The sequence below is a fragment of the Rhizobium sp. AB2/73 genome (assembly GCF_020871915.1).
Taxonomy (GTDB): Bacteria; Pseudomonadota; Alphaproteobacteria; order Rhizobiales; family Rhizobiaceae; genus Rhizobium; species Rhizobium dioscoreae.
Genome location: NZ_CP067071.1, coordinates 2061552 through 2086281, shown reverse-complemented (window position 1 = coordinate 2086281; position 24730 = coordinate 2061552). Strand labels below are relative to the sequence as shown.

The 24730-nt window shown below is 58.9% G+C and carries 22 protein-coding genes and 1 tRNA gene; 17 read left to right on the top strand and 6 right to left on the bottom strand.

The genetic code is table 11. The features are described 5' to 3' along the window. Positions 1-4 precede the first annotated feature (4 nt). Positions 5-238 (bottom strand): hypothetical protein, encoded by a 234-nt coding sequence (locus tag I8E17_RS10360; RefSeq protein ID WP_069612617.1) that lies wholly within the window; start codon positions 236-238, stop codon positions 5-7. Between the two features lie 569 nt (positions 239-807). Between I8E17_RS10360 and dnaG the strand changes: the two genes are divergently transcribed. Further along, positions 808-2793 carry a DNA primase gene (dnaG, locus tag I8E17_RS10355; protein ID WP_069612616.1) on the top strand — a complete coding sequence of 662 codons (1986 nt, stop codon included), beginning with the start codon at positions 808-810 and terminating at the stop codon, positions 2791-2793. Positions 2794-2800: 7 nt separating this feature from the next. Continuing rightward, a complete protein-coding gene (gene recQ / locus I8E17_RS10350; RefSeq protein WP_069612615.1) occupies positions 2801-4681 on the top strand; it encodes a DNA helicase RecQ in 1881 nt (626 codons plus the stop codon). A 38-nt stretch (positions 4682-4719) separates the two neighbouring features. Here the strand turns inward: recQ and I8E17_RS10345 are convergent, their stop codons facing one another. Then, the gene (locus I8E17_RS10345; RefSeq protein ID WP_069612614.1) at positions 4720-5490 is read right to left on the bottom strand and encodes an SDR family oxidoreductase; all 771 of its coding nucleotides are present in this window, start codon (positions 5488-5490) and stop codon (positions 4720-4722) included. A 260-nt stretch (positions 5491-5750) separates the two neighbouring features. Between I8E17_RS10345 and I8E17_RS10340 the strand changes: the two genes are divergently transcribed. The 10 genes from I8E17_RS10340 (at position 5751) to I8E17_RS10295 (ending at position 18453) form a co-directional block, all read left to right on the top strand. After that, complete coding sequence (locus tag I8E17_RS10340; RefSeq protein WP_069612613.1) at positions 5751-6938, top strand: glycine C-acetyltransferase; 1188 nt, start codon at positions 5751-5753, stop codon at positions 6936-6938. 21 nt (positions 6939-6959) lie between these two features. Continuing rightward, the gene (tdh, locus tag I8E17_RS10335) at positions 6960-7997 is read left to right on the top strand and encodes an L-threonine 3-dehydrogenase (protein WP_069612612.1); all 1038 of its coding nucleotides are present in this window, start codon (positions 6960-6962) and stop codon (positions 7995-7997) included. A gap of 449 nt (positions 7998-8446) precedes the next feature. Further along, a complete protein-coding gene (gene rpoD, locus I8E17_RS10330; RefSeq protein WP_069612611.1) occupies positions 8447-10507 on the top strand; it encodes an RNA polymerase sigma factor RpoD in 2061 nt (686 codons plus the stop codon). A gap of 101 nt (positions 10508-10608) precedes the next feature. Then, complete coding sequence (locus tag I8E17_RS10325) at positions 10609-11409, top strand: APH(3')-II family aminoglycoside O-phosphotransferase (protein WP_069612848.1); 801 nt, start codon at positions 10609-10611, stop codon at positions 11407-11409. A gap of 235 nt (positions 11410-11644) precedes the next feature. Further along, positions 11645-13087 carry a DUF930 domain-containing protein gene (locus I8E17_RS10320; protein ID WP_069612610.1) on the top strand — a complete coding sequence of 481 codons (1443 nt, stop codon included), beginning with the start codon at positions 11645-11647 and terminating at the stop codon, positions 13085-13087. A 137-nt stretch (positions 13088-13224) separates the two neighbouring features. Further along, positions 13225-14202: a DMT family transporter gene (locus tag I8E17_RS10315; RefSeq protein WP_069612609.1), complete on the top strand. Its 978-nt coding sequence runs from the start codon at positions 13225-13227 to the stop codon at positions 14200-14202. A gap of 92 nt (positions 14203-14294) precedes the next feature. Beyond that, positions 14295-15101 carry an AraC family transcriptional regulator gene (locus I8E17_RS10310; protein ID WP_069612608.1) on the top strand — a complete coding sequence of 269 codons (807 nt, stop codon included), beginning with the start codon at positions 14295-14297 and terminating at the stop codon, positions 15099-15101. 81 nt (positions 15102-15182) lie between these two features. Next, positions 15183-15914, top strand: coding sequence for a phenylalanine--tRNA ligase beta subunit-related protein (locus I8E17_RS10305; RefSeq protein ID WP_069612607.1), 732 nt, complete (start codon positions 15183-15185; stop codon positions 15912-15914). Between the two features lie 94 nt (positions 15915-16008). After that, entirely contained in the window at positions 16009-17238 is a 1230-nt protein-coding gene (locus tag I8E17_RS10300) for an MFS transporter (RefSeq protein ID WP_069612606.1), read from the top strand. A gap of 288 nt (positions 17239-17526) precedes the next feature. Then, positions 17527-18453: a LysR substrate-binding domain-containing protein gene (locus I8E17_RS10295; RefSeq protein WP_069612605.1), complete on the top strand. Its 927-nt coding sequence runs from the start codon at positions 17527-17529 to the stop codon at positions 18451-18453. A gap of 13 nt (positions 18454-18466) precedes the next feature. Here I8E17_RS10295 and I8E17_RS10290 read toward each other — a convergent pair whose 3' ends face one another. After that, positions 18467-18859: a GNAT family N-acetyltransferase gene (locus tag I8E17_RS10290; protein WP_069612847.1), complete on the bottom strand. Its 393-nt coding sequence runs from the start codon at positions 18857-18859 to the stop codon at positions 18467-18469. Positions 18860-18996: 137 nt separating this feature from the next. Here I8E17_RS10290 and I8E17_RS10285 point away from each other — a divergent pair, with 137 nt between their 5' ends. The 4 genes from I8E17_RS10285 to I8E17_RS10270 all read left to right on the top strand — a co-directional run bounded on the left by I8E17_RS10285 (position 18997) and on the right by I8E17_RS10270 (position 20926). Continuing rightward, positions 18997-19350 carry a DUF1428 domain-containing protein gene (locus I8E17_RS10285; RefSeq protein ID WP_069612604.1) on the top strand — a complete coding sequence of 118 codons (354 nt, stop codon included), beginning with the start codon at positions 18997-18999 and terminating at the stop codon, positions 19348-19350. A gap of 81 nt (positions 19351-19431) precedes the next feature. Beyond that, positions 19432-19857: a secondary thiamine-phosphate synthase enzyme YjbQ gene (locus I8E17_RS10280; RefSeq protein WP_069612603.1), complete on the top strand. Its 426-nt coding sequence runs from the start codon at positions 19432-19434 to the stop codon at positions 19855-19857. Positions 19858-20034: 177 nt separating this feature from the next. After that, complete coding sequence (locus I8E17_RS10275; protein ID WP_069612602.1) at positions 20035-20340, top strand: hypothetical protein; 306 nt, start codon at positions 20035-20037, stop codon at positions 20338-20340. 247 nt (positions 20341-20587) lie between these two features. Beyond that, positions 20588-20926, top strand: coding sequence for a hypothetical protein (locus I8E17_RS10270; protein ID WP_069612601.1), 339 nt, complete (start codon positions 20588-20590; stop codon positions 20924-20926). 119 nt (positions 20927-21045) lie between these two features. Here the strand turns inward: I8E17_RS10270 and I8E17_RS10265 are convergent, their stop codons facing one another. Further along, entirely contained in the window at positions 21046-21789 is a 744-nt protein-coding gene (locus I8E17_RS10265; protein WP_069612600.1) for an SIMPL domain-containing protein, read from the bottom strand. Between the two features lie 163 nt (positions 21790-21952). On the opposite strand from I8E17_RS10265, the gene I8E17_RS10260 reads away from it, so the two are divergent. Next, positions 21953-22028: transfer RNA gene (locus tag I8E17_RS10260), tRNA-Ile, on the top strand. Positions 22029-22227: 199 nt separating this feature from the next. On the opposite strand, the gene I8E17_RS10255 is transcribed toward I8E17_RS10260, so the two are convergent. Together I8E17_RS10255 and I8E17_RS10250 are read right to left on the bottom strand one after the other, a co-directional pair. Beyond that, positions 22228-22740, bottom strand: coding sequence for an N-acetyltransferase (locus tag I8E17_RS10255; RefSeq protein WP_069612599.1), 513 nt, complete (start codon positions 22738-22740; stop codon positions 22228-22230). Further along, positions 22741-24183, bottom strand: coding sequence for a hypothetical protein (locus I8E17_RS10250; protein ID WP_069612598.1), 1443 nt, complete (start codon positions 24181-24183; stop codon positions 22741-22743). It abuts the gene before it with no gap. Positions 24184-24730 lie beyond the last annotated feature (547 nt).

Genomic DNA, 24730 nt, shown 5'->3' with positions numbered 1-24730 from the left:
GAACTTATCTGAAAATCCTGATCTGCTGGGGCAAAGCCAATGCCTGCGGCGGCAATCCGGACATTTGAATTTTTATGCCTGCCGTAAGGGCAGGAACTTTCATATTCGCCGGCAGCTGATATCCCGCACCGGCATAGAGCACATTCTTTTCGCTGGCGCCGTTGTCCATCGTGGCCGAGCTGTAGGTCGCTGTGGCGAAGATGGCTGCTGCTGCCAAGGGTACGATCAGAATGCGCATTTCCCTCTCCTAAACTGAAAGCCCGTACCTGGTGGCTTCCGGTTCGTCAGGGCGTCTCGGCATGTCGCGTCGCAAAGAAGTTTCTTCGCCGGCTTGTCTCGCCCTGTGAGAAGAACGCTATTGCGGCGCACACGAACAATCAAATTACAAAAAAATAATGTTTGGCTTACAAACCTTGCCGCAAATGCGCCGTCAGAGAATGTCCCGCGGGCGTCATTGCTTTTCAGCCATTGATTGTCTATTGCAGTGCTCCTGTTCGCGTTTGTCGACAATAGGCTGTGCAAGCCTTTGCTTTTTGGCGGATTTTTGCGGACGAAATAGTTACTCCTATAGATATAACCCTACCAGTTCCGGTCACGGCGAGGCGATTTTTGAGCGTTTCAGGCCTGTCAAACGCAGCCGTAGAATTCGACGCGAATGCGGATAAATGTGTCGCCGTGTTCACGGAGTTGTGATCGAAGCGCGAAAATGCAATCGCCGACAAAGGGCTGTGAATAGCGTGGGAGGCGGTCGGGTCGTCGTGGCAATGCCCGGCATTCCTGTTTATATGGGATGAGCCAGAGGTAGCCATGCGATTTTCCAATACGTTTCTCGACGAGATTCGCGACCGCGTTTTGATTTCGGACGTGATCGGTCGTCGTGTGACCTGGGACAGGCGCAAGACAAATGTGCCGCGCGGCGATTACTGGGCCTGCTGCCCCTTCCACGGCGAGAAGTCGCCGAGCTTCCACTGCGAGGATCGCAAGGGGCGTTATCATTGTTTCGGCTGCGGCGTGACGGGTGATCATTTCCGCTTTCTCACCGAATTGGAAGGCTTGAGCTTTCCGGAAGCGGTGCAGCAGATCGCCGACATGGCCGGCGTTCCCATGCCCGTTGCCGATCCGATGGAGGCGAAGCGCGAGAAGGAACGCACGTCGCTGCTCGATGTCATGGAAATGGCGACTCAGTTTTTCCAAGATCAGCTGCAGACCGCCAATGGTGCACGGGCGAGGGCTTATCTGCGTGATCGCGGCCTCAGCGGTCGCACTATCGAAACGTTCCGCCTCGGGTATTCGCCCGATAGCCGCAACGCGCTGAAAGAGCATCTTGCCGGCAAGGGTGTGCTGAAGGAACAGATGGAGGCCTGTGGCCTTGTCGTGCACGAGAACGTGCCGGTTTCCTATGACCGGTTTCGCGACCGCATCATGTTTCCGATTCTCTCTTCCAGAGAAAAGGTGATCGCCTTTGGCGGCCGCGCCATGTCGCCGGATGCGCCGGCGAAATATCTGAATTCCAACGAGACAGAGCTCTTTCACAAGGGCAACGTGCTCTACAATTTCACTCGCGCCCGCCGCGCTGCTCAAGGTGCCGACGGCGCTGGCACGATTATAGCAGTCGAAGGTTATATGGATGTCATCGCGCTGCATCAGGCCGGCGTCGAGAATGCGGTTGCGCCGCTCGGCACGGCACTGACGGAGAACCAGCTCGATCTCCTGTGGAAGATGACGCCGGAGCCGGTGCTCTGCTTCGATGGCGATGGCGCCGGCATCCGTGCCGCCAATCGTGCTGCGGATCTGGCGCTGCCGCACATCAAACCGAACCGCACCGTGCGCTTTGCGCTATTGCCCGATGGCAAGGACCCTGACGATCTCGTGCGGCAGGATGGGCGCGCGCCGTTCGACAAGGTTCTGGCGCAGGCAAAGCCGCTGGCCGACCTGATATGGGCGAGAGAGGCCGGCAGTGGCACCTTCGAAACGCCTGAGGCGCGGGCGGAGCTGGAAGCGCGGTTGCGGCGCATTGTTTCGGTCATTGGCGATGAAGATGTGCGCCGCCATTATCAGCAGAATATGCGCGAACGGCTGAACGGGCTGTTCCAGCCGCAGTTCCAGCGGGGCAGCCAGCGGGGGCGCGGTTTTTCCCGTGACGGCAATGGCCGCAACTTCGCAGGTCGCGGCGGGCAGGCACGGGTTGGGGCCGCAATGACAACGACGGCATCCGACCGCCTGCAGCGCTCGGCCATGATCAAGGGACATCAGGATATTCCGAGCCTTCGCGAAAGCGTGCTCGCTTTGACCATCGTCAACCATCCGGCACTGCTGCAGGACGAATATGACGAGATTGCCGCGATCGATTATGACAGCCGTGAACTCCAGCGGCTCTGGTCCGCGGTTCTCGGAGCGGCCGCAACTCTGGTCGGGCCTCAGCTCGTCCGCGAGCGACTGATCGAGCAATTGGAAGAACAGGATTTCGGCGCCTTGCTGAAGGGTCTGGAGCAGCAGATTCGCAATGCCCGTCTGTGGACGGCGACCGAGGAGGCCGCCATGGAGGATGCGCGCGAGGGGTATCGCCAGGCGCTCGCGCTCCACAAGCGTTCGAAAGCATTGCGCTGGCATAAGATCGAGCTGGAGGGTGCTATTGCCGAGGCGACGGAAGAAGGCGACGGTGAAGCGATCGAGCCATTGATTCGCGCCTTGCAGGAAGTGCAGCTCGAGGCACTGCGTCTGGAAAACCAGGAAGCGATCATCGATGGCTTCGGCGTGCTCTCCGGTCGCGTCAAAGGTGCCGCTGGAAAATAGGGAATAGATGCCTCAGCCTGAAAGACAAGAGCCGCGATTTTCCGCGGACGACGCATTGTTCGCCGAGCACACCGGTGCGCCGGCGCCGCTCGATGTCCTGAAGCGCGTTTATGGCTATTCCGCCTTTCGCGGCAAGCAGCAGCAAGTGGTCGAGCATGTCGTTTCCGGCGGCGATGCGGTCGTGCTGTTTCCGACCGGTGCCGGCAAGTCGCTGTGCTTCCAGATTCCCGCGCTCTGCCGCGATGGTATCGGCATCGTCGTCTCGCCGCTGATTGCGCTGATGCGGGATCAGGTGGAGGCGATGAAGCAGCTCGGCATTCGGGCGGCCGCCTTGAATTCGTCGCTGTCGCGCGAGGAGGCCAGCGATGTCTATCGCGCCATTTCCGCCGGCAAGCTCGATCTGCTTTATGTGACGCCGGAACGCATCGTGACGGAAGGCTTCTGCCAGATGCTCGGCAGAGCGAAGATTGCGCTTTTCGCCATCGACGAGGCGCATTGCGTCTCGCAATGGGGCCATGATTTCAGGCCGGAATATCGCGATCTCGGCAGGCTTGCAGAACTCTTTCCCGGCGTCCCGCGCATCGCCCTGACGGCAACGGCCGATCCCCATACCCGCGACGACATTATCGAGCGGCTGGCTCTCGACAATGCCAAGGTTTTCACCACCAGCTTCGATCGTCCGAATATCACTTACGAGATTGTCGAACGCGACCAGCCGCGACAGCAATTGCTGCGTTTTCTAGAGGGTCATCGTGGCGATAGCGGTATCGTCTATTGCCTCTCCCGCGCCAAGGTCGAGGATACGGCAGAATGGCTCAATGGGCAGGGCATTCGCGCACTTCCCTATCATGCCGGCATGGATCGAGCGCTTCGCGATGCCAATCAGGACGCCTTCTTGAAAGAGGAAGACCTGTGCCTCGTGGCGACGGTTGCCTTCGGCATGGGTATCGACAAGCCGAATGTGCGCTATGTCGCCCATCTCGATCTGCCGGGATCGGTGGAGGCCTATTACCAGGAGACGGGCCGCGCCGGGCGCGATGGGCTGCCCTCGAATGTCTGGATGGCCTATGGCATGGCCGACGTCATCCAGCGTCGGCGGATGATCGATGAAGGCGGGGCATCCGAGGAGATCAAGCGTGTCGAGCGGGCAAAGCTCAATGCGCTGCTCGCCATTTGTGAAACGGCCGGATGCCGGCGGCAGTCGATCCTCGCGCATTTCGGCGAGGCGCACGGCGGCGGCTGCGGCAATTGCGATACCTGCCTCAAGCCTGTCGAGACTTGGGATGGGACGGAAGCGGCGATCAAGGCGCTCGCCGCCGTCTATCGCACCGGCGAGCGGTTCGGCACCGGCCATGTCATCGATGTGCTGATGGGCACCGTCAACGAGAAGACCGAGCGCTTCGGCCATGTCGACATGCCGGTTTTCGGCGCGGGAAAGGATATTCCCGCCCGCACCTGGCAATCGATCTTCCGGCAATTGCTGGCGAACGGGTTCATCAGCATCGACCACACGGCTTTCGGTGCCATGAAGCTCGAGGAGCAGGCAAGGGCTGTCTTCAAGCGAGAACGGCAGATCTTCTTCCGCAAGGATCGGGCCGAAACGGGCCGTCGCGGCAAGAAGGCGGGACGACCGGAGAAGCAGGCTCACGGTCTTACCGGCGAAGACCAGCTTCTCTTCGATGCGCTGCGGGCCGAGCGCACGCGGATCGCCAAGGAACTGGGCGTGCCGCCCTATGTCGTCTTCCCCGACACGACCCTTATCGCCTTTGCGACGGAGCGACCGAAAAATCATAAGGCGCTTCTGGGGATTTCCGGTGTCGGTCAGTCAAAACTCGAACGCTACGGCGATGCGTTCCTTGCTGTCATCTCGGATTTCATCGGTCGTTGATCTCTGCGGCAGAGCGTGCTGGTCAGGCGGTTTGGCAGCTACATGCGCACCGTCATGCCTCCATCGACGGTCAGGACAAGGCCGTTGACGAAGGATGCAGCGTCGCTGGCGAGGAACAGCGCAGCACCCGCAATCTCGTCCGGACGTCCCCAGCGCTGAACGGGGATGCGTTGGCGCACGATGGGGATCAGGTCTTCGTTCGCGACCATGGCGGCATTGGTTTCCGTTGCGAACCAGCCTGGTGCGATGGCGTTGCTTGTGATGCCGTAAGGGCCAAATTCCACAGCCATGCTGCGCATAAGACCCGTGAGCCCCTGCTTGGCGGCGGGATAGACACAGTCACCCGGCATGACGACCTGCCCGCTGATCGAAGTGACCGAGATCAGCCGCCCATGATTGTTTCGTTTCATCAAGCGCGCGGCATCGCGGGAGAGCATGATCGAGGCGGCGAGATCCGTGTTGAGCAAGGCGAGAATCGCCCCGTCGTCGAAGTCGGCCAGCGGGCGCCTGTCGCGCGCACCGACGTTGTTGATCAATATGTCGAGCCGGCCGTGGTTGTTTTCGATGTCGTTTATTGCTGCGTGCTGAGCGTCGCGATCGGAAATGTCGAAGGCGGCGGCTTCTGCGGAGCCACCTCTCGCCTGGATGATCTCGACTGCCGTATTCAATGTCGCTGCGGTCCGTCCATTGACGATGACGTGAGCGCCGGCATCGGCAAGAGCCTTTGCCATTTCGAATCCGAGCCCGCGTCCGCCTCCGGTGATGAGGGCGACCCGTCCTGCGAGGGAGAATCTATGGAATATGCTCATTGCTCTCCCTCATTTTCAGAGTAACGCCAATCTGCTGCGAAATGCTGGACTGAGTCAAGTAATTTTTGCGATAACCAGCAATGAGGCTGGCTGGAAAGTTGCGTGATTTCCCTCTGCTTCGACAGATTCTGTCGAAACTGTCTCCTATCGCGCAGACGTCACGGCGTTGCGTATTTTTGCCGCTGTCGGATGCAGCAACAGGCCGGATCCTATGTTATTCCTTGATGAATAGGCCCTTTGACCAGCATCGGAATGCGACCATGACTTCAGCGTTCATATCTCATTTGCGCAACGAGCTTCTCGGCCTGAAAGAAGCCGGCCTTTATAAGGCCGAGCGCGTAATCACCTCCAAACAGGCTGGCGAAATCGCCGTGCTTGGTGGTGCGCGCGTCCTCAATTTCTGCGCCAACAACTATCTCGGCCTCGCCGATAACGAAGAACTTGCCGACGCCGCGAAGAGGGCGCTCGACCGCTATGGCTACGGAATGGCCTCGGTACGTTTCATCTGCGGCACGCAAGAAGAGCATAAGCAGCTCGAGGCGCGGATCTCAGCCTTTCTCGGCATGGAGGCGACGATCCTCTATTCCTCTTGCTTCGATGCCAATGGCGGGTTGTTCGAGACGCTGCTTTCGGAAGAAGATGCCATCATCTCGGATGCCCTTAATCATGCCTCGATCATCGATGGAGTCCGGCTCTCAAAGGCCAAGCGCTTCCGCTACGCCAACAACGATATGGCGGCCCTGGAAGAAGAGCTGAAGAAGGCCGAGGGCAGCCGCTTCAAGTTGATCGCCACCGACGGCGTCTTCTCCATGGACGGCATCATTGCTAATCTCGGCGGCGTCTGCGATCTGGCGGAAAAATATGGCGCGATGGTCATGGTCGATGATAGCCACGCGGTCGGCTTCGTCGGCGAGCATGGCCGGGGCTCGGCGGAATATTGCGGTGTCGAAGGCCGGGTGGACATCATCACGGGCACGCTCGGCAAGGCGCTTGGCGGGGCGTCCGGGGGCTATACGTCGGCCAGGGGCGAGATCGTCGAGTGGCTTCGGCAGCGCTCGCGACCTTATCTGTTCTCGAACACCTTGGCGCCCGTTATCGCGGCTACCTCGCTAAAGGTCTTCGATCTGATCGAAAACGGCGCTGACCTGCGCGCGCGCCTTCAAGACAATGCCGAACTCTTCCGCCGTGAGATGACCAAGCTCGGCTTTACGCTTGCCGGTGCCGATCACCCGATCATCCCCGTCATGCTCGGCGACGCGAAGCTCGCGCAGGACATGGCGGCGCTCATGCTGCAGAAGGGCGTCTACGTCATCGGCTTTTCCTTCCCCGTGGTGCCGAAGGGCCAGGCGCGCATCCGCACGCAGATGTCGGCTGCCCACTCGAAGCCAGATGTCGAAAAGGCGATCGCAGCCTTTGCCGAAGCCGGAAAAGAACTCGGAATCATTTGAATTGGTTGGAGAGAACCGATCATGTCGAACATGATGAAAGCGTTGGTCAAATCCAAGCCGGAAATCGGGCTGTGGATGGAGCATGTGCCGGTTCCCGAAGTCGGGCCAAACGATGTCCTGATCCGGGTCAAGAAGTCGGCGATCTGCGGCACGGATGTCCATATTTGGAACTGGGATCAATGGGCGCAAAAGACCATTCCCGTTCCGATGGTTGTCGGCCACGAATTCTGCGGTGAGATCGCCGAGATCGGTTCCGCCGTGACGAAATATCATGTCGGCGAGCGCGTCTCGGGTGAAGGTCATATCGTTTGCGGCAAATGTCGAAACTGCCGGGCGGGCAGGGGCCATCTCTGCCGCAACACGCTCGGCGTCGGCGTCAACCGTCCCGGCTCCTTCGGTGAGTTCGTCTGTATTCCCGAATCCAATGTCGTGCCGATCCCCGACGATATCCCGGATGAAATTGCCGCGATTTTCGATCCCTTCGGCAATGCCGTGCATACGGCGCTTTCCTTCGATCTGGTCGGCGAAGATGTACTGGTGACCGGCGCGGGGCCGATCGGCATCATGGGGGCCATGGTCGCCAAGCGCTCGGGTGCGCGCAAGGTCGTCATCACCGATATCAATCCCATCCGACTGGCGCTTGCCCGCAAGGTCGGCATTGATCACGTCGTCGACGCTTCCAAGGAAAACCTCGCTGATGTGATGAAGTCCATCGGCATGACCGAGGGGTTTGACGTCGGTCTGGAAATGTCGGGCGCGGCTCCCGCCTTCCGCGACATGATCGACAAGATGAACAATGGCGGCAAAATAGCCATTCTCGGCATTGCGCCGGCAGGCTTCGAGATCGACTGGAACAAGGTCATCTTCAAGATGCTGAACCTCAAGGGCATTTACGGCCGCGAGATGTTCGAGACTTGGTACAAGATGATCGCCTTCGTGCAAGGCGGTCTCGATGTATCGCCCCTCATCACCCATCGTATCGGCATCGATGATTTCCGCGCTGGCTTCGAAGCAATGCGCTCGGGCAATTCCGGTAAGGTCGTCATGGACTGGAATTGATGCCATTCGGACACACTTCCGGCCTCAGTAATACCTGCCGATGCTGGAAATGTGAGGCTTTGCTCAGGATGCTCTTGTCATCGCGTGGGGACTTCCTAAATACGGGAAACATTAAATCGCTGCGTGCGGAGCCTGTGGATAAGGCTTTTTCGCGCATTTAACGGGCTTTTTTGCTGGAAAAGCTTGACGAGAACTAAAATTCTGGGAATCACCGTTTGACTTCGGAAAGAACGGTAAAACTGGATCAAGCGGATCACCTGATATCATGGCCGGAAATCCAAACGCAATCCAGCTTTGCACTCCGGTGGCGGTGATCGTGGTTAATCGGGCATTAAAGGTCATTCCGTTAGGTGTTCGTCGGTGAGTCGCGGCTGGTGCAGGCGCGCCAGTCAGTGTGATTGTTTCACCGCGTGTAAGTTTGCAGCGTCAGGGAAAGCGACGATATAGAGATGGCAACAAAGGTCAAAGAGAACGAAGAAGCTGAAGTCGAGCGCGACGGCACCTCCGACGGCCCGCTTCTCGATCTTTCCGACGACGCGGTCAAGAAGATGATCAAGGCCGCGAAGAAGCGCGGCTATGTGACGATGGACGAGCTCAACGCCGTTCTGCCGTCCGAAGAAGTGACGTCCGAACAGATCGAAGACACGATGGCCATGCTTTCGGACATGGGCATCAACGTCATCGAGGACGAAGACGTCGAAGAGGCTGGCGCTGCGGCCAGCGACGACGACGATGCCGGTGGCGACGACGAGAGTGAAGGCGGCGAATTGGCCCCGTCCACGGGTTCTGCGCTCGCCACAACCAAGAAGAAAGAGCCGACCGACCGCACGGACGATCCGGTGCGCATGTATCTGCGCGAAATGGGTTCCGTCGAGCTTCTGTCGCGCGAAGGCGAAATCGCGATTGCCAAACGCATCGAGGCCGGCCGCGAAACCATGATCGGCGGCCTCTGTGAGAGCCCGTTGACGTTCCAGGCGCTGATTATCTGGCGCGACGAACTCAACGAAGGCACCACGCTGCTGCGCGAGATCATCGATCTCGAAACCACCTATTCCGGTCCCGAGGCCAAGGCTGCGCCGCAGTTCCAGAGCCCGGAGAAGATCGAGGCTGACCGCAAGGCGGCCGAAGAGAAGGAAAAGGCACGTCGCGGTCGCGCGCCCTCTGGCGACGACGACATCACCAATGTCGGCGGCGAAGGCTTACCGATCGAGGAGGAGGAAGAGGACGAAGACGAGTCCAACCTCTCTCTCGCCGCGATGGAAGCCGAGCTTCGTCCGCAGGTCATGACGACGCTCGACATCATCGCTGAAACCTACAAGAAGCTGCGCAAGCTGCAGGACCAGCAGGTCGAGCAGCGCCTGTCGGCCTCCGGCACACTGTCCTCCGCCCAGGAACGCCGCTACAAGGAACTCAAGGATGAGCTGGTCAAGTCGGTCAAGTCTCTGTCGCTGAACCAGAACCGCATCGACGCCCTCGTCGAGCAGCTCTACGACATCAACAAGCGTCTCGTTCAAAACGAAGGCCGCCTGCTGCGTCTGGCTGAATCCTATGGCGTCAAGCGCGACTCGTTCCTGGAACAGTATCAGGGTGCCGAGCTCGATCCGAACTGGATGAAGTCGATCGGCAATCTGGCCGCGCGCGGCTGGAAGGAATTCGCCAAGAGCGAAAACACGACGATCCGCGACATTCGCCAGGAAATCCAGAACCTTGCGACCGAAACCGGTATCTCGATCTCGGAATTCCGCCGCATCGTTCACATGGTGCAGAAGGGCGAGCGTGAAGCCCGCATCGCCAAGAAGGAAATGGTCGAAGCCAACCTGCGCCTCGTCATCTCCATCGCCAAAAAGTACACGAACCGCGGTCTACAGTTCCTCGACCTCATTCAGGAAGGCAATATCGGCCTGATGAAGGCGGTCGACAAGTTCGAATATCGCCGCGGTTACAAGTTCTCGACTTACGCCACCTGGTGGATTCGTCAGGCGATCACCCGTTCGATCGCCGACCAGGCGCGCACCATCCGCATTCCGGTGCACATGATCGAAACGATCAACAAGATCGTTCGCACATCGCGCCAGATGCTGCACGAAATCGGTCGCGAGCCGACGCCTGAAGAACTGGCCGAAAAGCTTGCCATGCCGCTCGAAAAGGTGCGCAAGGTTCTGAAGATCGCCAAGGAGCCGATCTCGCTTGAAACCCCGGTGGGTGACGAAGAAGATTCGCATCTCGGCGATTTCATCGAGGACAAGAACGCGCTTCTGCCGATCGACGCCGCGATCCAGGCGAATCTGCGCGAAACGACGACCCGCGTTCTGGCATCGCTGACCCCACGCGAAGAGCGCGTGCTGCGCATGCGCTTCGGCATCGGCATGAACACCGACCACACGCTCGAAGAAGTGGGCCAGCAGTTCTCGGTTACGCGCGAACGTATCCGCCAGATCGAAGCCAAGGCTCTGCGCAAGCTGAAGCACCCGAGCCGCAGCCGCAAGCTCAGGAGCTTCCTCGACAGTTGAGGTCTGGCGCAAGCCGACATCGGTAGTTTACGAAGCCAGGCCCGGTTCGCGAAAGCGAGCCGGGCTTTTCATTGGCGATGTCGGACTCAAAGAGGGTGATCATGGCGAGCAAGCCGCAATTCATTGAAACAGCCATCCCAATGCGGCTACGCGATGGGTTGGCTGGATATGAATGGCGGCAGGATGTGCTCGGGCGTTCTTCAGCTCATGTCTTCCGGCTTGAAGCCGATGGATGCGTGCCTGTTTATCTCAAGACCGAGCTGGCCGACCCCTTGGGTGAATTGGCCGGCGAGGTTGCTAGGCTGCGATGGCTCGCCTCGCAGGGCCTTGCGTGCCCTGATATCATTGCCCATGAGAAGGACGGCGAACGCGAATGGCTTTTGATGAGCGCTCTTCCCGGCAGCGATTTCGTCAGCGCCGAGTGGTTACAGCCGCTTGAACGGGTGCGGCTTTTTGCGGGTGCCTTGCGGCGATTGCACTCAGTCGATATCGCAGCCTGCCCCTTCGATCATCGGCTGGAGAACAGGATCGGCAAGGCAAGAGCACACTTGCTTGCCGGCCGCGTCGATGAGGACGACTTTGATGAGGCGCGGCTCGGAAGGTCGGCGGCGGATCTTTTTTGCGAACTTCAGGCCACGAGACCGTCGACGGAGGATCTTGTCGTCACCCATGGCGATGCCTGCCTTCCGAATTTCGTAGTCGATGGCGATAGATTCAGCGGTTATATCGATTGCGGCCGCCTCGGCGTGGCTGATCGCCATCAGGATATCGCGCTGGCCTGCGGTAGCGTCGAGCACAATTTCGGACAGGAATTGGTTGGCGAGTTTTTGAAAGCCTATGGCGATTTTGAACCGCAGGCCGAAAAGATGGCCTACTATCGGCTATTGGATGAGTTCTTCTAGCGGGAGATGCGGCTATCCCGCGCTGCGCGATCACGCAGGTTTGTTTTTGCACCATTGCGGATCGCGCGGATGCCTGACAAGTTCAATTTCGGCCGATACCTCTTTCCCGGCGTGTGGTCGGCTACCATATGTCAGCGACCGAAAAGTCTTCTGATCTGTTTGCCAGCAAGGATCGAATGAATCGATGCGCAATTTCCTCTTGATTGCTTTCTCTGCGCGAGTCCTCGGCTGAACGATGGAAAAGGGTGCGGAAAAACGGGATAGGGAGATAAGGCCGGGCTTTGTCCTGTCGATCCTTCTGCACGTCCTGTTTGTCGCGCTTTTTTTGCTGCCGCTATTTCCCGCGCCGCCAGAGGCCAAGCCCGAGCAGAGCGTCAATGTCGAGCTGGTGCCGCAGCAGGAGGAAAAACAGGAACTGGCGACGAAGGCGAATGAGAAGCCCGACCAGCCTCCCAAACCGACGCCAAGACCTGACGAGAAGCCGGCAGAACAGACGGCGGACGCTCAACAGGAGCCGCAGCAACCGGAGGGAAAAAAAGCAGACGAACAGCCACCGAAGCAATCCGATCCCAACGGCAAGAAGCAGGCAGAGAAGCCTCCCGCCAAACCAGATGAGGCCAAATCTGATAAGCCGGTAGAGCAGGCGAAGTCCGAACCCAAACCTGATGATCCCGGCGCTGAGAAGCCTGTTGAAAAAGCGGAACAGCAGCCTTCTGCGACCGAAACGCCGCTTCCGGACATGAAGGGCGATCAACAGGATCCGACGACCACGCAGCAGGCAGACGCGTCGGAACAGTCGAAGGACGATACACCCCCGACGCCTCCGAACGATGCTGCGGCTGAACAACAAGCGGAGGCTCAGGCGGCTGCGGAAGTCGAGGCTCAGGCACAGGCGGCGCAGCAGGCGCCGGAAGCCCAGCAGCAAGTTGACGCCAAGGATCAGCAAGCAAACGCGGCGCAGCCGCCGGCGAGCGATTCGAACGCCCCGGCTTCGTCTACCGCACCCGATATCCTGGCGACCAACGAGCCTTCGGACTCGCAAGTGCAACAACCGCAGGTGCCAGCGGTAGATCAGAATAATCCGCAGGCACAAGCACCATCATCCGATCCGCAGCCGCAGTCTCCGGCCGGGCAGGCCACGGACGAAGCGAAAGACCCGCCGCAGATTGTTGTTCCGGCTGTGAAGCCATCTCCTTCACAGCAGAGTGCTCAAAGCCAGTCTGCTTCGGGAGGCCAAAGTAACCCGGCTGAAGGCGGCACTGCATTGGTTACCGAGCCGCAAGCTCCCAAATCGGTTGCGCCGAAGCGAGCTATTCAGGCCAAGAAGCTTTATTCAAGTGCCGAGATAGCGCGTCTGTCCAAAAGCGAATATGATGCTTGGAAGAAGCTGCCACGGCGCCAACGCGTGGCCTATCTCTGCAATTCGGAGGAAAAACTTCAATACCGCCACGATTTGCAGGCTGTTGGCTATGTAAATTCCGCGCTATCGCAGGCGATGGTTTCCGATACTGCTCTGTTTGGAGACGGCGTCGCCGTGCAGACTCCCAATGGCTGGCAGAGAGTAGCATTCACCTGCGAAGTCGATAGTGATGCATTGAAGGTTACCGCTTTTTCCTACACCGTCAGGGGGCGCGTTTCTCCTAGCCAACTCGACAAGCTGGGCTTTCTTGGAAATTGATTTGGCTGGGTCGCCTCAAGCGTCTGGCTGAAACAATAGTTTATTCCCAACCCGATCGAAATTCGGTCCATTTCATCATACAATTGCTTGCATCTGACTGATTCAGTGTTCTTCCACCGCTTTTTCTTAAGATTCCAATGTCCTCGATTACAGCCGATTCCAGTTCTGCGGCAGCCGGCCGCTCCGCCCTGCGTGGTGTCCTTGTGGCATTCGCGTCCTATGCCGTCTTCGCCTTCAGCGATGCGTCGATCAAGATCCTGCATGGGGTGATCCCCTCCTATCAGGTCGCTTTCATCGGTGCGCTCTTCGGTTTTGCCGCCATACCTTTCCTGAAAAAGCGGGAGGATGGCTGGCTGGATATGGTGAGGACGTCGAACCGTCCCTTGTGGCTGCTGCGCTTCGTCTGCGGTGCGACTGGCGCCATCTGCTCCGTCGTCGCCTTCACCAAACTGCCAATGGCGGAAGCCTTTGCGTTGCTGTTCTTGCTGCCGTCCTTTGTCACCATTCTCTCGGTGATTTTTCTTAAAGAGGATGTGCGTTGGCAGCGCTGGACGGCGGTCATTCTCGGGTTCGTCGGTGTGCTGATCGTCCTGCGGCCGGGTTTTCGCGAGCTTTCGATCGGTCATCTCTGCGCGGCGATCGGCGGTCTTGCGGCGGCGATCTCCATCGTCGTCAACCGCGCGCTTGGCTCGAAGGAGAAGCGCATCTCGCTCTATGGCGCAGGTCTTTTCGGAACGCTTATCGTCAGCGGCGTTCTCATGCTGTCCGAAGTCACCGTGCCCACGCCGACGCAGTGGATATTCCTTGCAAGCTACGGCCTGCTTGGCGCGTGCGGCAGCGTCTTGCTCTTGACGGCTGCGCAGATGGCGCCTGCCAATCTGGTCGCGCCGCCGCAATATAGTCAGATGCTCTGGGCGATCGCCTTTGGCTATCTGCTGTTCAACGACAGCATCGATGTGCCGATGGCCGTCGGCATCGTCCTCATCATCTTTTCCGGCCTGCTGACATTGGCGCGGGAGCGCAAGCGCGGTACGCCGCTGCCGACGGCGGTTGCCGGCAATGCGCAGGCCGCATTGGTGACGGCGGAGGAGGACAAGGCTGCAGGCGGCGTTTAGTTCTTGTGTCCCGATTGCGGGTAGGCAACATTATCGCTCGTATGGGACGCCATAGCTGATGGAGCGAATAGGCGGGATGAGAGGCACCAGCGATGAAGTCCGGTCAATTCAGGATATACCGTTCTCGCCTTGCCGGCATCGAGGCAGTCCGGGCCGAAACCGGCCACAGCTTCCCCAAGCACACGCATGACCAGTTCGGCATCGGAGTGATCGAAGCCGGCGCGCAGAGATCGCTGAGCGGGCGAGGGACGGTGCAGGCAGAGGCCGGAGACGTCATCAGCGTCAATCCAAATGAGGTGCATGACGGCATGCCCATCGGCGAAAGCCGCGCATGGTCCATGCTCTATTTCGATCCCCGGCTGATCGGCGATCTGTTGCACGATGTGGGCGAGGGCAGGTTCGGGGCGAGGGAATTTCCATCGCCTGTCATCCGCGACGGCGAGATGGCCGGGCATTTCAGAACCCTGTTTTCGCTTTTGACAGAGGACACGGCTGAGAATCTTCTCCTGCGGGAGGGACTGCTGCTGTCGCTTCTTGCCGCGGCGATGCGCGAAGGAGCGGGCGGCTTGCGTGGGGATGCGGTTCTCGCTGATATCAACAGGGCGCGCGAGCTGATTGATGACGATCCCGCCGCTCCCTTGACCCTTGCCGAACTTGCGGAGCTATGTGGATTGAGCCATTTCCGTTTCCTGCGTGCCTTCACCAGGGCGACGGGACTGACGCCACACGCCTACCTCATGCAGCGCCGCATTCATGAAGCGCGGCGGCTGATCGCGGCGGGCACGTCCCTCGCGGAAGCGGCCTTTACCAGCGGCTTTTCCGATCAGAGCCATATGACGCGCCTCTTCGTCCGCAATTTCGGCGTCTCGCCCGGCGCCTATGCGGCGGCGATCGGCTGAAGCTTCTGCAATTTTATTCAAGACCGGAGGACAGCGGCGAGGTTTTCTGCTGCGCCAAGCAGATGCCTATCAGGAGGTGCCATGTTTTTCCGCCATTCGAAGGGGATGTGGAGCGAGTTTCCCGAGCTGGTTCCCGGCGTGCTGTTTGCCGAAGGGATCACCTCGACTGTCGATGTCGAAGATCGGATTGCTAAGTATCATGCGATTGCCGCAGACCGGCTAAAGCAAGGTCCCGAGGGGGAAATGGCTGAGATCCAGGCCTGGCGTCGTGCTTTCTCCAAAATCGGCTTGAAGCCGACACAATATCGGTGCGCATCCGAAGCGCTGCTGCGCCGATTTCGCCAGGAAGGGTCGTTGCCGCGGCTGCACCCGCTCGTCGATCTTTGCAATGCCATTTCGATCGCTTTTGCGATTCCCGTTGCCGTTTTCGATCTTTTGCAAATCTCCGGCGATCTCGAAGTGCGGCATGCGAGCGGCAGCGAAACCTATTTGACCTTTTCCGGCGAGATGGAGCATCCGGAGATCAGAGAAGTGATCTTTGCCGATGGAGCAGGACAGGCGCATGCCCGGCGCTGGACCAATCGCCAGAGTGGTTTGTCCGCCGTGCGCGATAATACATGTTCGGTGCTGATCGTCGCGGAAGCGCTGCACGAATCGGCAGGCAGCGATGTTCCGAGGCTGATCGATGCGATTGCGTCGGAGTTGACGGCCATCTGGTCGATCGAGGCCACGCAGGGTCTTCTCAGCCTGTCATCACCGCGATTTGATCTATCGGCCGCGATGAATTTGCAGCTGCAGCAAAAACGAGATTGACAGAAGGCGCGTTGAGGCAGAGCAGGGACTGTAGAATTTCCGACTATCGAGAAGCATGTCTGCAAGCGTCCGTGGCGGCAGACTAAGAAGGCTCATGGATACCCTGCAGACTCAAGACCGGCCAGGCGTGCTCGGTCACCCCGGCTATCGTTCATTCGCTGCGTCGCGTGTCTTTTCCTCGATAGGCTTTCAGTCTGTCACGGTTGCCATGGGCTGGATGATCTACGATCAGACCCACAGCGCTTTTTTCCTCGGTCTTGTCGGCTTCTGCCAGTTTCTGCCGATGGTCATCCTGACCTTCGTCGTCGGGCATGTCGCCGATCGGTTCGATCGGCGCCGCATCGGCCTTGCCTGTCAGCTGATCGAAGCGCTGACCGCACTGGTCCTTGCCATAGCTGTCTGGTTTCATTGGATAGGACCTGCCGGTATTCTAGCCGCCGTTGCCATCATGGGTGCGGCGACGGCCTTCGAACGTCCGACCATGGCGGCGCTTTTACCCAACATCGTGCCGTCGTCGCTGCTGCAGGTTGCCATCGCGACCTCCACCTCGATGATGCAGACCGCCTTTATCATCGGGCCGTCGCTCGGCGGTCTGCTTTATGGCGTCAGCCCCGTTGCGCCGTTTGCCGTTTCGGCTGCGTTGTATGTCATCGCCAGCATCAACGTTATCTCGATCCGGGTCGAACGCGAGCAGCCGTCGTCGCGCGAGCCGGTGACGCTGAGCTCCGTCTTTGCCGGCGTCTCCTTCATCAAGAGCCGGCCGGTCATGCTGGGGACGATCTCGCTCGATCTCTTTGCGGTGCTGCTTGGGGGCGCGACGGCGCTGCTGCCGATGTTTGCGCGCGATATCCTGCATGCCGGACCCTGGGGACTTGGCCTGTTGCGCGCCGCGCCGGCCATCGGCGCGCTCGCCATGTCCATCTGGCTGGCACGCCGGCCGCTGCAGAGCGACGTCGGCAAGAAGATGCTGTTTGCGGTCCTCATTTTCGGGATCGCCACCATCGTCTTTTCGCTATCGAGCAACATCATCCTTTCGGTCGCCGCGCTCTTCGTCGTCGGTGCTTCGGATACGGTCAGCGTCGTCGTGCGCAGCTCACTTGTGCAGCTCTTGACGCCGGATGCCATGCGCGGCCGCGTCAATGCCGTGAATTCGCTTTTCATCGGCACCTCCAATCAGCTCGGTGAATTCGAGTCCGGCATGCTGGCCACTGCACTTGGGCCTGTCCTCACCGGCATCGTCGGCGGCGTCGGAACCATCGTCGTGGTACTTCTCTGGATGCGCCTCTTTCCGGACCTGACCAGGGTAAAGACGCTCAGAGGTTAGCGATGTCCGTTTTCGGATCGCTCTTCCGCAAGGTTGTCTAGCCCGACATCTCGCAGCAGATGTTGGTTTGCCTGAGGCAGCATGTCTCGCTTCCGGGCACTCTCCACATGCGATCGCCGTTCCGTGGCCCGTCGTCGGGTCAGGCGCTGGACGATGCATACTTTCCAGCTTTTAATATGAAGAATATTCATATATCTATGACCTCGAAGTGCTTGGCCAATAGATAGATGCGCATAGAATAGAGTGATGTATAATGAAATCTCGGGCTGCAAAGCATGAGGGATTTTCATGGGAAAAAGGCCGCTGCCACCGCTCTCGGTGCTTCAGACATTCTGCGCCATTGCCGAGACTGGCGGCTTCGGCCGCGCTGCGGAGCGGATCGGGCAGACACAGACCGCCGTCAGCCATCAGCTTGCACAGCTGGAAGGATGGATTGGCGGGCGCCTGTTCGACCGAGGCCGAAATGGGGCGCGGCTGACGCCGTTGGGTGCGCGCCTGCATCCCGCAATCTCGGGGACGATCACCGAACTGGAAGCGGCGCTATATCAGACGCGCGCGAGTGTTGCGGTTCGCAGCGTCGCCGTATCCGTCTCGCCGGAGTTTTCCAGCCAGTGGCTGGCGGCGCGGCTGCCGGATTTCTGCCAGCGCTATCCAGACATCGAGGTGAAGCTGGCCGTCGGCTACCAGCGCCCGGATTTTCAGCCTGATGGCACCGATCTTGCCGTCTGGCTCGGCCGTGCCGACGCCGGTCTTACACATGAGGAATTGCTGACGGACGAGGAGTTCGTCGTCAGTTCACCGGAGCTGTCCAAACGACTGCCGCCGCGCTGGGCCATAAGGGCCGCTCCGCTTTTGCGTTACTCCGGCATGCGGCACACGATTCTGGATTGGCAGCGCTGGCATGAGCAAATTACCAGCGGGCTGGATGATGAGGCAGAACCGCATTTCGACATCGCTCGGGCGGTCGAGGAGGCTCTCTTATTCGATTCTTTCGCCGAAATGCTGGAGGCCTGCCGGCGGGGCCGCGGCTTCGCCCTGGTGCGAAGCTCGCTGGTGGCACGCGACCTCGCGGAAAAAAAGCTGATCAGATGCTTCGTCGAGGTGCAGCCGGCTGCTGTCAGCTATAGTCTGGTCTATCCGCCGAATGCCTTGGTGAACCCGGCTGCGGCCCTGTTTCGCAACTGGCTGCTCGTCCAGAGTCGCGCATCCGTCTAAGACAGGCATGCCGTCAATCTCGCAGGCGGATCAGGCCGGCCGCCGTCGAGGCGAAACCAAGTCCGCGATAGAAGCTGGTGAGATGCGGCTCGAAATCGACATGCAGCCATTCGGCTCCGCGCTCGCAAGCCACAGCTTTTGCTCGTTCGACCAGAGCGCTTGCGATGCCTCTCCGCCGAAATTCCGGATCGACGCAGGTATCGAGGATGAAGGCGTGACTGCCGCCATCCCAGGCGACATTGATGAAACCGACCAGCCTCGTGCCGGCGAATGCGCCTACATGAGCGAGATTTCGGGATAGGATGGGCTGGAAATCCCGTGGATTGGGACTGTTCCATGCGGCCGCCCACAAGGCATTGAGCGCCTCATTTCCCAGATCCGGATCATCCCTGTATTCTATAGGCATCAGCATCCCCTCGCGTGATCCTTCGGCACATTCGTTCTGACCGCTCGCAAGGCGTGAGGAAAATCACTGCCGGCGATGTCGGATCTTGCCGCCCTCAATCGTCCTTTAATAGCGAACATAGAACAGAGGAGGCAGAAATGTCCTATGTCGATGGTTTCATCGTTGCCGTGCCGAAAGATAATATCGAGATTTACAAGGCTTTGGCGCAAAGGGCTGGGGAGGTTTGGCGGGAATATGGTGCACTTAGCTATGTCGAAGCCATAGGCGACGATGTACCCTATGGCGAACTTACCTCTTTTCCGCGTGCCGTTCAGGCGAAGGAAGATGAGGTCGTGGTGTTCTCATGGATCACCTATGAATCTCGAGAGAGCCGTGATGCGATATTGGCCAAGGTCATGTCCGATCCCCGGATGAATGACGAGATGAAAAACATGCCTTTTGACGGCAAGCGCATGATCTATGGCGGCTTCAACATCGCCATCGAGCTTTAATCCCCAGTGGTGGCCGGGCTTGACATTCCGGCCACTCGCCCGACCTGATGCGGATCGCTATCGCCATGCCCGGAGGATGCCATGCCGCAAACAGTGTTGACGCTTTCGACTCATGGCCAGGGGCTCTATGAATTTACCGATCAGGCGGCGGAATTCGTCCGCACGGTGGCGGCACGCGGTGAGGGGCTTTTGACCGTCTTCGTCCGCCACACCTCCTGTTCCCTCTTGATCCAGGAAAATGCCGATCCCGATGTGAAGACTGATCTCAAGGCCTTCTTCAGCCGACTCGTGCCTCCATCCTCGGACCCCTCGATGCGCTGGATCGTGCATACGATGGAAGGACCGGATGATATGCCGGCGCATATCAAGGCCGCACTGACGCAGGTCTCCATCGGCATTCCGGTGACGAACGGTCGGCTGGCGCTCGGCACCTGGCAGGGCATCTACCTTTTCGAGCATCGCGACCGGCCGCATCGCCGCGAAGTTCTGCTGCATTTTTCCGCCTGAGCAACACCCATTCTCACGTCAATAGATTGTTAACCGTCGTGAATGCAATCTGAACGGCCAATTCGTGTTCGGTTCAGCTTGGCTGACCTAACGTGGCCCCAATCCCGAGGCGCTGCGATGGCAAGGCCAATAACGGGATTGCAACGATCCGCAGCAAGGATTTGAAGGAGAAACACCATGACCAATCTTTTCGCCAAGGCAGGTATTGCAGCTCTCATCGCGCTCGGCGCCATGTCCGCAACGGTCGTCACGGCCTCCGCCAACGACTTCCATCCCGGTATTCAGCAGGCTCGCTATGACCATCCGCGCGGTCGCATGTGCTCGCCGCGTCTCGCCGTCGAGAAAGCACGCGACATGGGTCTGCGCCGCGCCCGCATCGACAATGTCACGCCGCGCCGTGTCGTTGTCGAAGGTTTCGGCCGCCGTGGTCCGGATCGGGTTGTCTTCGCCAACGCACCGGGTTGCCCGCTGATCCGCCGCTAATCGCAGCGCTCCCAAGTTTTCCACATCTATTCGATGGATTCGAAGTCGCCTCTGAAGGGGAGGCGGCTTTATTTTTTATGTTGTGCTATTATCGGCCATCTGGTTTCCCTTTAGCGTTCAATGTAGCTGAATAATGGATGAATGGCTGATTCTGAGCTCATTCAGCATAGCGCCGTTACCTCTTGGGCACTCGCTCAGCAAATATTGCAGGCGTGAGAAAGAAGCCCTCTGCTTCATGGAGAACATAATGAAACAAATGCTGGCAAAGTTGGGAGTCGCCGCCTGCGTCGCAGTGACCGCCCTGTCGGGTACGGCGGACTTTGCCTCCGCACAGGGCGTGGATATCTATGTCAATCCGGGCCGTCATCGCCCGCCACCGCCGGACTATGACCGTCCGCCGCCGCGTTTTGACCGCCGGGGCTGCGATCCTCGTCAGGCCGTGGATGTTGCACGCAGTTATGGTCTTCGCCGCGCCCGCGTCGTGGATGTGACACCGCGCCGTGTTATCGTTGATGGATTTGGCCGGCGCGGTCCGGATACGATGATGTTTGCCAATGTTCGCGGTTGCCCGCTCCTGGGCCGCTGATAAGCAAAGCGGGCGCACGAGGCGCCCGTTTTCACTCTCTGACCTTTTCGCCCTTTGGCGGGGGCCGCGGAACCGCCCTTTGCTCGATCGGATCTGAGCGGAGGGCGGTTTTGTTTTGATTACTGCTGGATCGCGTAGGTGATGCTCACCGATGCGTTGTATTCGTTTTCTCCGGTGGCGACGGGAACTGCCTTGTCCATCGGCGCAGACGCCGCCATGGCGCGCATATAGGGCTGCGGCGGCGCTGCAACGACGCCATCGTGAATCGCGATGATACGGCCGAGCTTGACGCCGGCGGCATCCGTCAAGATCTTTGCTTTGGCGGCTGCGTCGGCGACTGCCTTCTTGCGGGCCTCTTCGATCGTGGCGTCGGGCTTATCGTTGGTGAACTGGATATCGCCGCCCTGATTGATGCCGAGCTTAACCGCCTGGTCGAGCAGCCCGCCGAGCTTGGAGAGATCGCGCACGCGAACGGTCAAGCCGTTCGTCACCTGATAGCCGTTCAGAACCGGCGGCTGGTTGTGGCCGTCCTTGTCGTTCGGATAGGTATATTGCGGCTGGATGGAAAAGCCGGAGGTCTGCAGATCGCGCTCTGCAATGCCGCTTTCCTTCAGCGTTGCCAGCACGGCGCCCATGGCCTTGTTGTTCTGATCGAGTGCATCCTGGGCCGCCTTGGCCTGCTGAACGACTGCGAGCGTTACGACAGCCATATCCGGCGCGACGGAAGCATGTCCCTCACCGGTGACGGTGATAACGGCCTCGCGCGGCTTGGCATCTTCGGCAAAGGCTGCAGCCGCAGGCACGAAGAAAGTGGCGCTGACAAGAGCGGCAAGAGCAAAATCTCTGGTTTTCGTCAGAAGCATGATTCGTTCCTTGGTTGATGATCCCTCGAGATCCGCTTTTGCGGATTGATTGTGAAGGTATTACGGCAGTCCCTTGTCGGAAAACAGAAATTGGGTTAGAGCCAAGTCGTCTTCGGGGAACCATTGCTCCGGAGTCGCAAGCGCGAAGTGTCAATCTTGCGCTGGGCCTGTAGCTCAATGGTTAGAGCCGGCGGCTCATAACCGCTTGGTTGGGGGTTCGAGTCCCTCCGGGCCCACCATTTGTTTTTAGCTTACAAAACTACGATGATCTCTGCGATGCGGCTGTCCAAGCGATGCAAGATCGCTTCAACAACATGGTCAGCGCTATTTCCGGCTAGTCCCTGGTCGCGTTAGGTCTTCCCCGCTTCCGATGCCTGCGGCGGTTGCCAATAGACTGCCGAATCCGCAGCCGCACCTCTCCTGACGGCTTGGGTTCTCCTACGCTACGTCAAAGCCTGCGTGGAACACAACCGCCCCTTTTGGGGTTGGTCCCTTGAACATGATCCGCTGAAAATACTCGACCGGTACGTCAGCGTAATGAAGGGTTCCGTCGCTCGTGAAGCCGAAACGGCTGTAGTAGCGGGGATTGCCCAGGACCACGCAGCCGTTGGCGCCCCGCGCTCTCAGTTGTGCCAGTCCGTTTTCAATCAGAGCCTTTCCGATGCCTTTGCCCTGTCGGTCGGGGCGGACGGATACCGGGCCAAGGCCGAACCATTTTTCGGCTCCGGATTCGATTGTCACGGGTGAGAAGGCTACGTGACCGACGATCTCATCGTTCTCCACGGCGACGAGGGAAAGGGTCAGCGCACCGGCCGTTCGTAGCGCATCGACGATTGCCGCCTCGGTGCCGGAACTATAGTTCTTTCCTTCGAAGGCGGCAGAGGTGATTGCATGAATGGCGTCGATATCTTTGGCTTCTTCTGCGCGAATATGGGTCAACGATATCACCATTCAAAACCTCCTCTTTTTCGAGCCTTCGCGATATGGATCCCTATGCCATTGCTCTTTGCTCGGGACGAGTGACAGCAATCTATCCACATCGAAATCGGTATTGGCCTCGCGCACGCGGCGTACGAGCGCATGCGCCCCGTCCTGATGTCCCAGCACCCCCAAGCTTGCAGCCGCGAGCCTGTCTGCGAGGCTGGGATCGATCATCTGGCCGATATAGTCGAGCGCGCCGACAAGATATTGATGGTAGGCAACGGGGTTGTCCTCGAAATAGGCACGCGCCGTCTCGTGCCGCTCGACTTCCGCCGCGGCGGCGAGCACGATCTGCCGCGAGATTTCGCGCTTATTGCGCGCAAGATCAAGCGTGCCGAAATTGAAGCGCTCTGCCCACAGGATCTCGCTGCCCGGCAGGGAGACGAGTTGTGTGAAGAGCGAAAGGTCGTCATTCGGCCCGCTCAAACTGGTTTCCAGGACATAGTTGATGTCATATCGCTCGAAAAGCGCAGCTTGATCCTCGGCTTGGCGGCCGATCTGGATAGTGGAGTAGTGGGCAATCACTCGCAGGCTGTGCAGGGCACAAAAGCCGAGAGTGATGTCTTCTATGAGCGAGGAGACGATCATGGTTGCGGTACCATCGAGGCCGTCGTTGCCTGGCGGCAGCAAGGCAAGGCGAGGGATGCGCAAGACAGGTTGCGTGGCAGTATCCTGCTCGGATATGGCCGGCGAATGCGCCGGTGCAACTGGTATCGGAGAGCGGGGCGATGCCGCCAGGGTTGCCAGCCAAGGCGAGACAAGATCCTTGCGACGCGCGAATATGCGCTTGAGCTGGTCGACGCCGCCTTCGGCGTCAAACGCCTTCAGCAATATACGGCGTGTGGCCTCGTCTTGCGGTTCGGCTTCAAAAAGAAGGAGGGCGGCCTCCTTGATAAGCGCGATATCGCCGGACGACGCGACTGGAGTCGTCACCGCAGCATCCAGCACTTCCTTTAACATGGCGAGGTGTCGGCTTCTTTCGCTCTCTCGCCAATCGATGAACGCTCGGGTTTGGCAGTTGGCTCTTTCCAGGAATTTTAACTGCGAGCGCTCCATCAAGGTGCGGAGGTGCTCGGCTGGATTCCCAGTCGTACTTACCGGCGTCAAGACAATATCGCTCGTGAACGAGCCATTTGCGATGTGAATGTCGGTATCATCAAAGGTCAGAAGTTCCACGTTCAAGTCCCATTGCCGGCCCTTGATACGGGAAACGAGCTTGCGAAGGTTTGTCAGCGAATTCGCCAAGTCACCTTCGCCCCAAAGAAATCGCGCCATGTTTGTTCTGCTGACGGACTTGCTGTCGCTCGCGAGCAAATAGGCAATAATCAGAAGCGCCTTCTTCGGAAACGCTATTTGGCGTTCGTCGCTATCCAGAAGAGCGATTTCACCAAAAGTTCTGAGTAAAAATTTCATCGCGCCTTCTATATTGTCTTAGATATATAATGGCCGTCGTCCTCGGCGACACGCCTGGATAAACGCCGAAACGACAGTGGAGTCGCTTATATATTTCTGATGCAAGGCATGAATATTTGCAAATTAACTATTCTCTTGCCTCTATTTTGAAAGTTATTGTTGCACAAAAGCTCGGTTTTCGGCTCCATTTCCGTGGAGCGCCGTAAAGCAGTTTCACATCGCGCCTGCGGAGAAACGCTTCAGCTTCGTTGAGCGATATCTTCCTCGGTGAGGGCTGGGCGATCGGAGCATGGCTCGCCGCTGCAAGGCTCGGAGATTTGCGGATTTTCACGTGCTCTCTCGCGATGGTACCGTTGAATACAAGCTTCCATTGTTTGCCGCCGCGCGTCCGCCATCGAGATCGTGCGGCATATACTTTGGTATAATGGCGGTGCACCATCGCCTGATTGACCGCTCTTGGTGGCTGTGACAATACGGCCATGTCTTCGCAACGCAATGCGAAGGCTAACGAAACCAACAGATCAAGAAACCAATGGACAGCTACTCT

Excerpts from the sequence above, each read along its gene's own strand:
- I8E17_RS10265 (WP_069612600.1), bottom strand. The coding sequence starts at position 21,789 with ATGCTTCTGACGAAAACCAGAGATTTTGCTCTTGCCGCTCTTGTCAGC.
- I8E17_RS10290 (WP_069612847.1), bottom strand. The coding sequence starts at position 18,859 with ATGCCTATAGAATACAGGGATGATCCGGATCTGGGAAATGAGGCGCTC.
- I8E17_RS10320 (WP_069612610.1), top strand. The coding sequence starts at position 11,645 with ATGGAAAAGGGTGCGGAAAAACGGGATAGGGAGATAAGGCCGGGCTTT.
- I8E17_RS10305 (WP_069612607.1), top strand. The coding sequence starts at position 15,183 with ATGTTTTTCCGCCATTCGAAGGGGATGTGGAGCGAGTTTCCCGAGCTG.
- I8E17_RS10315 (WP_069612609.1), top strand. The coding sequence starts at position 13,225 with ATGTCCTCGATTACAGCCGATTCCAGTTCTGCGGCAGCCGGCCGCTCC.
- I8E17_RS10295 (WP_069612605.1), top strand. The coding sequence starts at position 17,527 with ATGGGAAAAAGGCCGCTGCCACCGCTCTCGGTGCTTCAGACATTCTGC.
- rpoD (WP_069612611.1), top strand. The coding sequence starts at position 8,447 with ATGGCAACAAAGGTCAAAGAGAACGAAGAAGCTGAAGTCGAGCGCGAC.
- I8E17_RS10275 (WP_069612602.1), top strand. The coding sequence starts at position 20,035 with ATGACCAATCTTTTCGCCAAGGCAGGTATTGCAGCTCTCATCGCGCTC.
- dnaG (WP_069612616.1), top strand. The coding sequence starts at position 808 with ATGCGATTTTCCAATACGTTTCTCGACGAGATTCGCGACCGCGTTTTG.
- tdh (WP_069612612.1), top strand. The coding sequence starts at position 6,960 with ATGTCGAACATGATGAAAGCGTTGGTCAAATCCAAGCCGGAAATCGGG.
- I8E17_RS10300 (WP_069612606.1), top strand. The coding sequence starts at position 16,009 with ATGGATACCCTGCAGACTCAAGACCGGCCAGGCGTGCTCGGTCACCCC.
- I8E17_RS10360 (WP_069612617.1), bottom strand. The coding sequence starts at position 238 with ATGCGCATTCTGATCGTACCCTTGGCAGCAGCAGCCATCTTCGCCACA.
- I8E17_RS10310 (WP_069612608.1), top strand. The coding sequence starts at position 14,295 with ATGAAGTCCGGTCAATTCAGGATATACCGTTCTCGCCTTGCCGGCATC.
- I8E17_RS10250 (WP_069612598.1), bottom strand. The coding sequence starts at position 24,183 with ATGAAATTTTTACTCAGAACTTTTGGTGAAATCGCTCTTCTGGATAGC.
- I8E17_RS10325 (WP_069612848.1), top strand. The coding sequence starts at position 10,609 with ATGGCGAGCAAGCCGCAATTCATTGAAACAGCCATCCCAATGCGGCTA.
- I8E17_RS10280 (WP_069612603.1), top strand. The coding sequence starts at position 19,432 with ATGCCGCAAACAGTGTTGACGCTTTCGACTCATGGCCAGGGGCTCTAT.
- I8E17_RS10345 (WP_069612614.1), bottom strand. The coding sequence starts at position 5,490 with ATGAGCATATTCCATAGATTCTCCCTCGCAGGACGGGTCGCCCTCATC.
- I8E17_RS10270 (WP_069612601.1), top strand. The coding sequence starts at position 20,588 with ATGAAACAAATGCTGGCAAAGTTGGGAGTCGCCGCCTGCGTCGCAGTG.
- I8E17_RS10285 (WP_069612604.1), top strand. The coding sequence starts at position 18,997 with ATGTCCTATGTCGATGGTTTCATCGTTGCCGTGCCGAAAGATAATATC.
- I8E17_RS10255 (WP_069612599.1), bottom strand. The coding sequence starts at position 22,740 with ATGGTGATATCGTTGACCCATATTCGCGCAGAAGAAGCCAAAGATATC.
- I8E17_RS10340 (WP_069612613.1), top strand. The coding sequence starts at position 5,751 with ATGACTTCAGCGTTCATATCTCATTTGCGCAACGAGCTTCTCGGCCTG.
- recQ (WP_069612615.1), top strand. The coding sequence starts at position 2,801 with ATGCCTCAGCCTGAAAGACAAGAGCCGCGATTTTCCGCGGACGACGCA.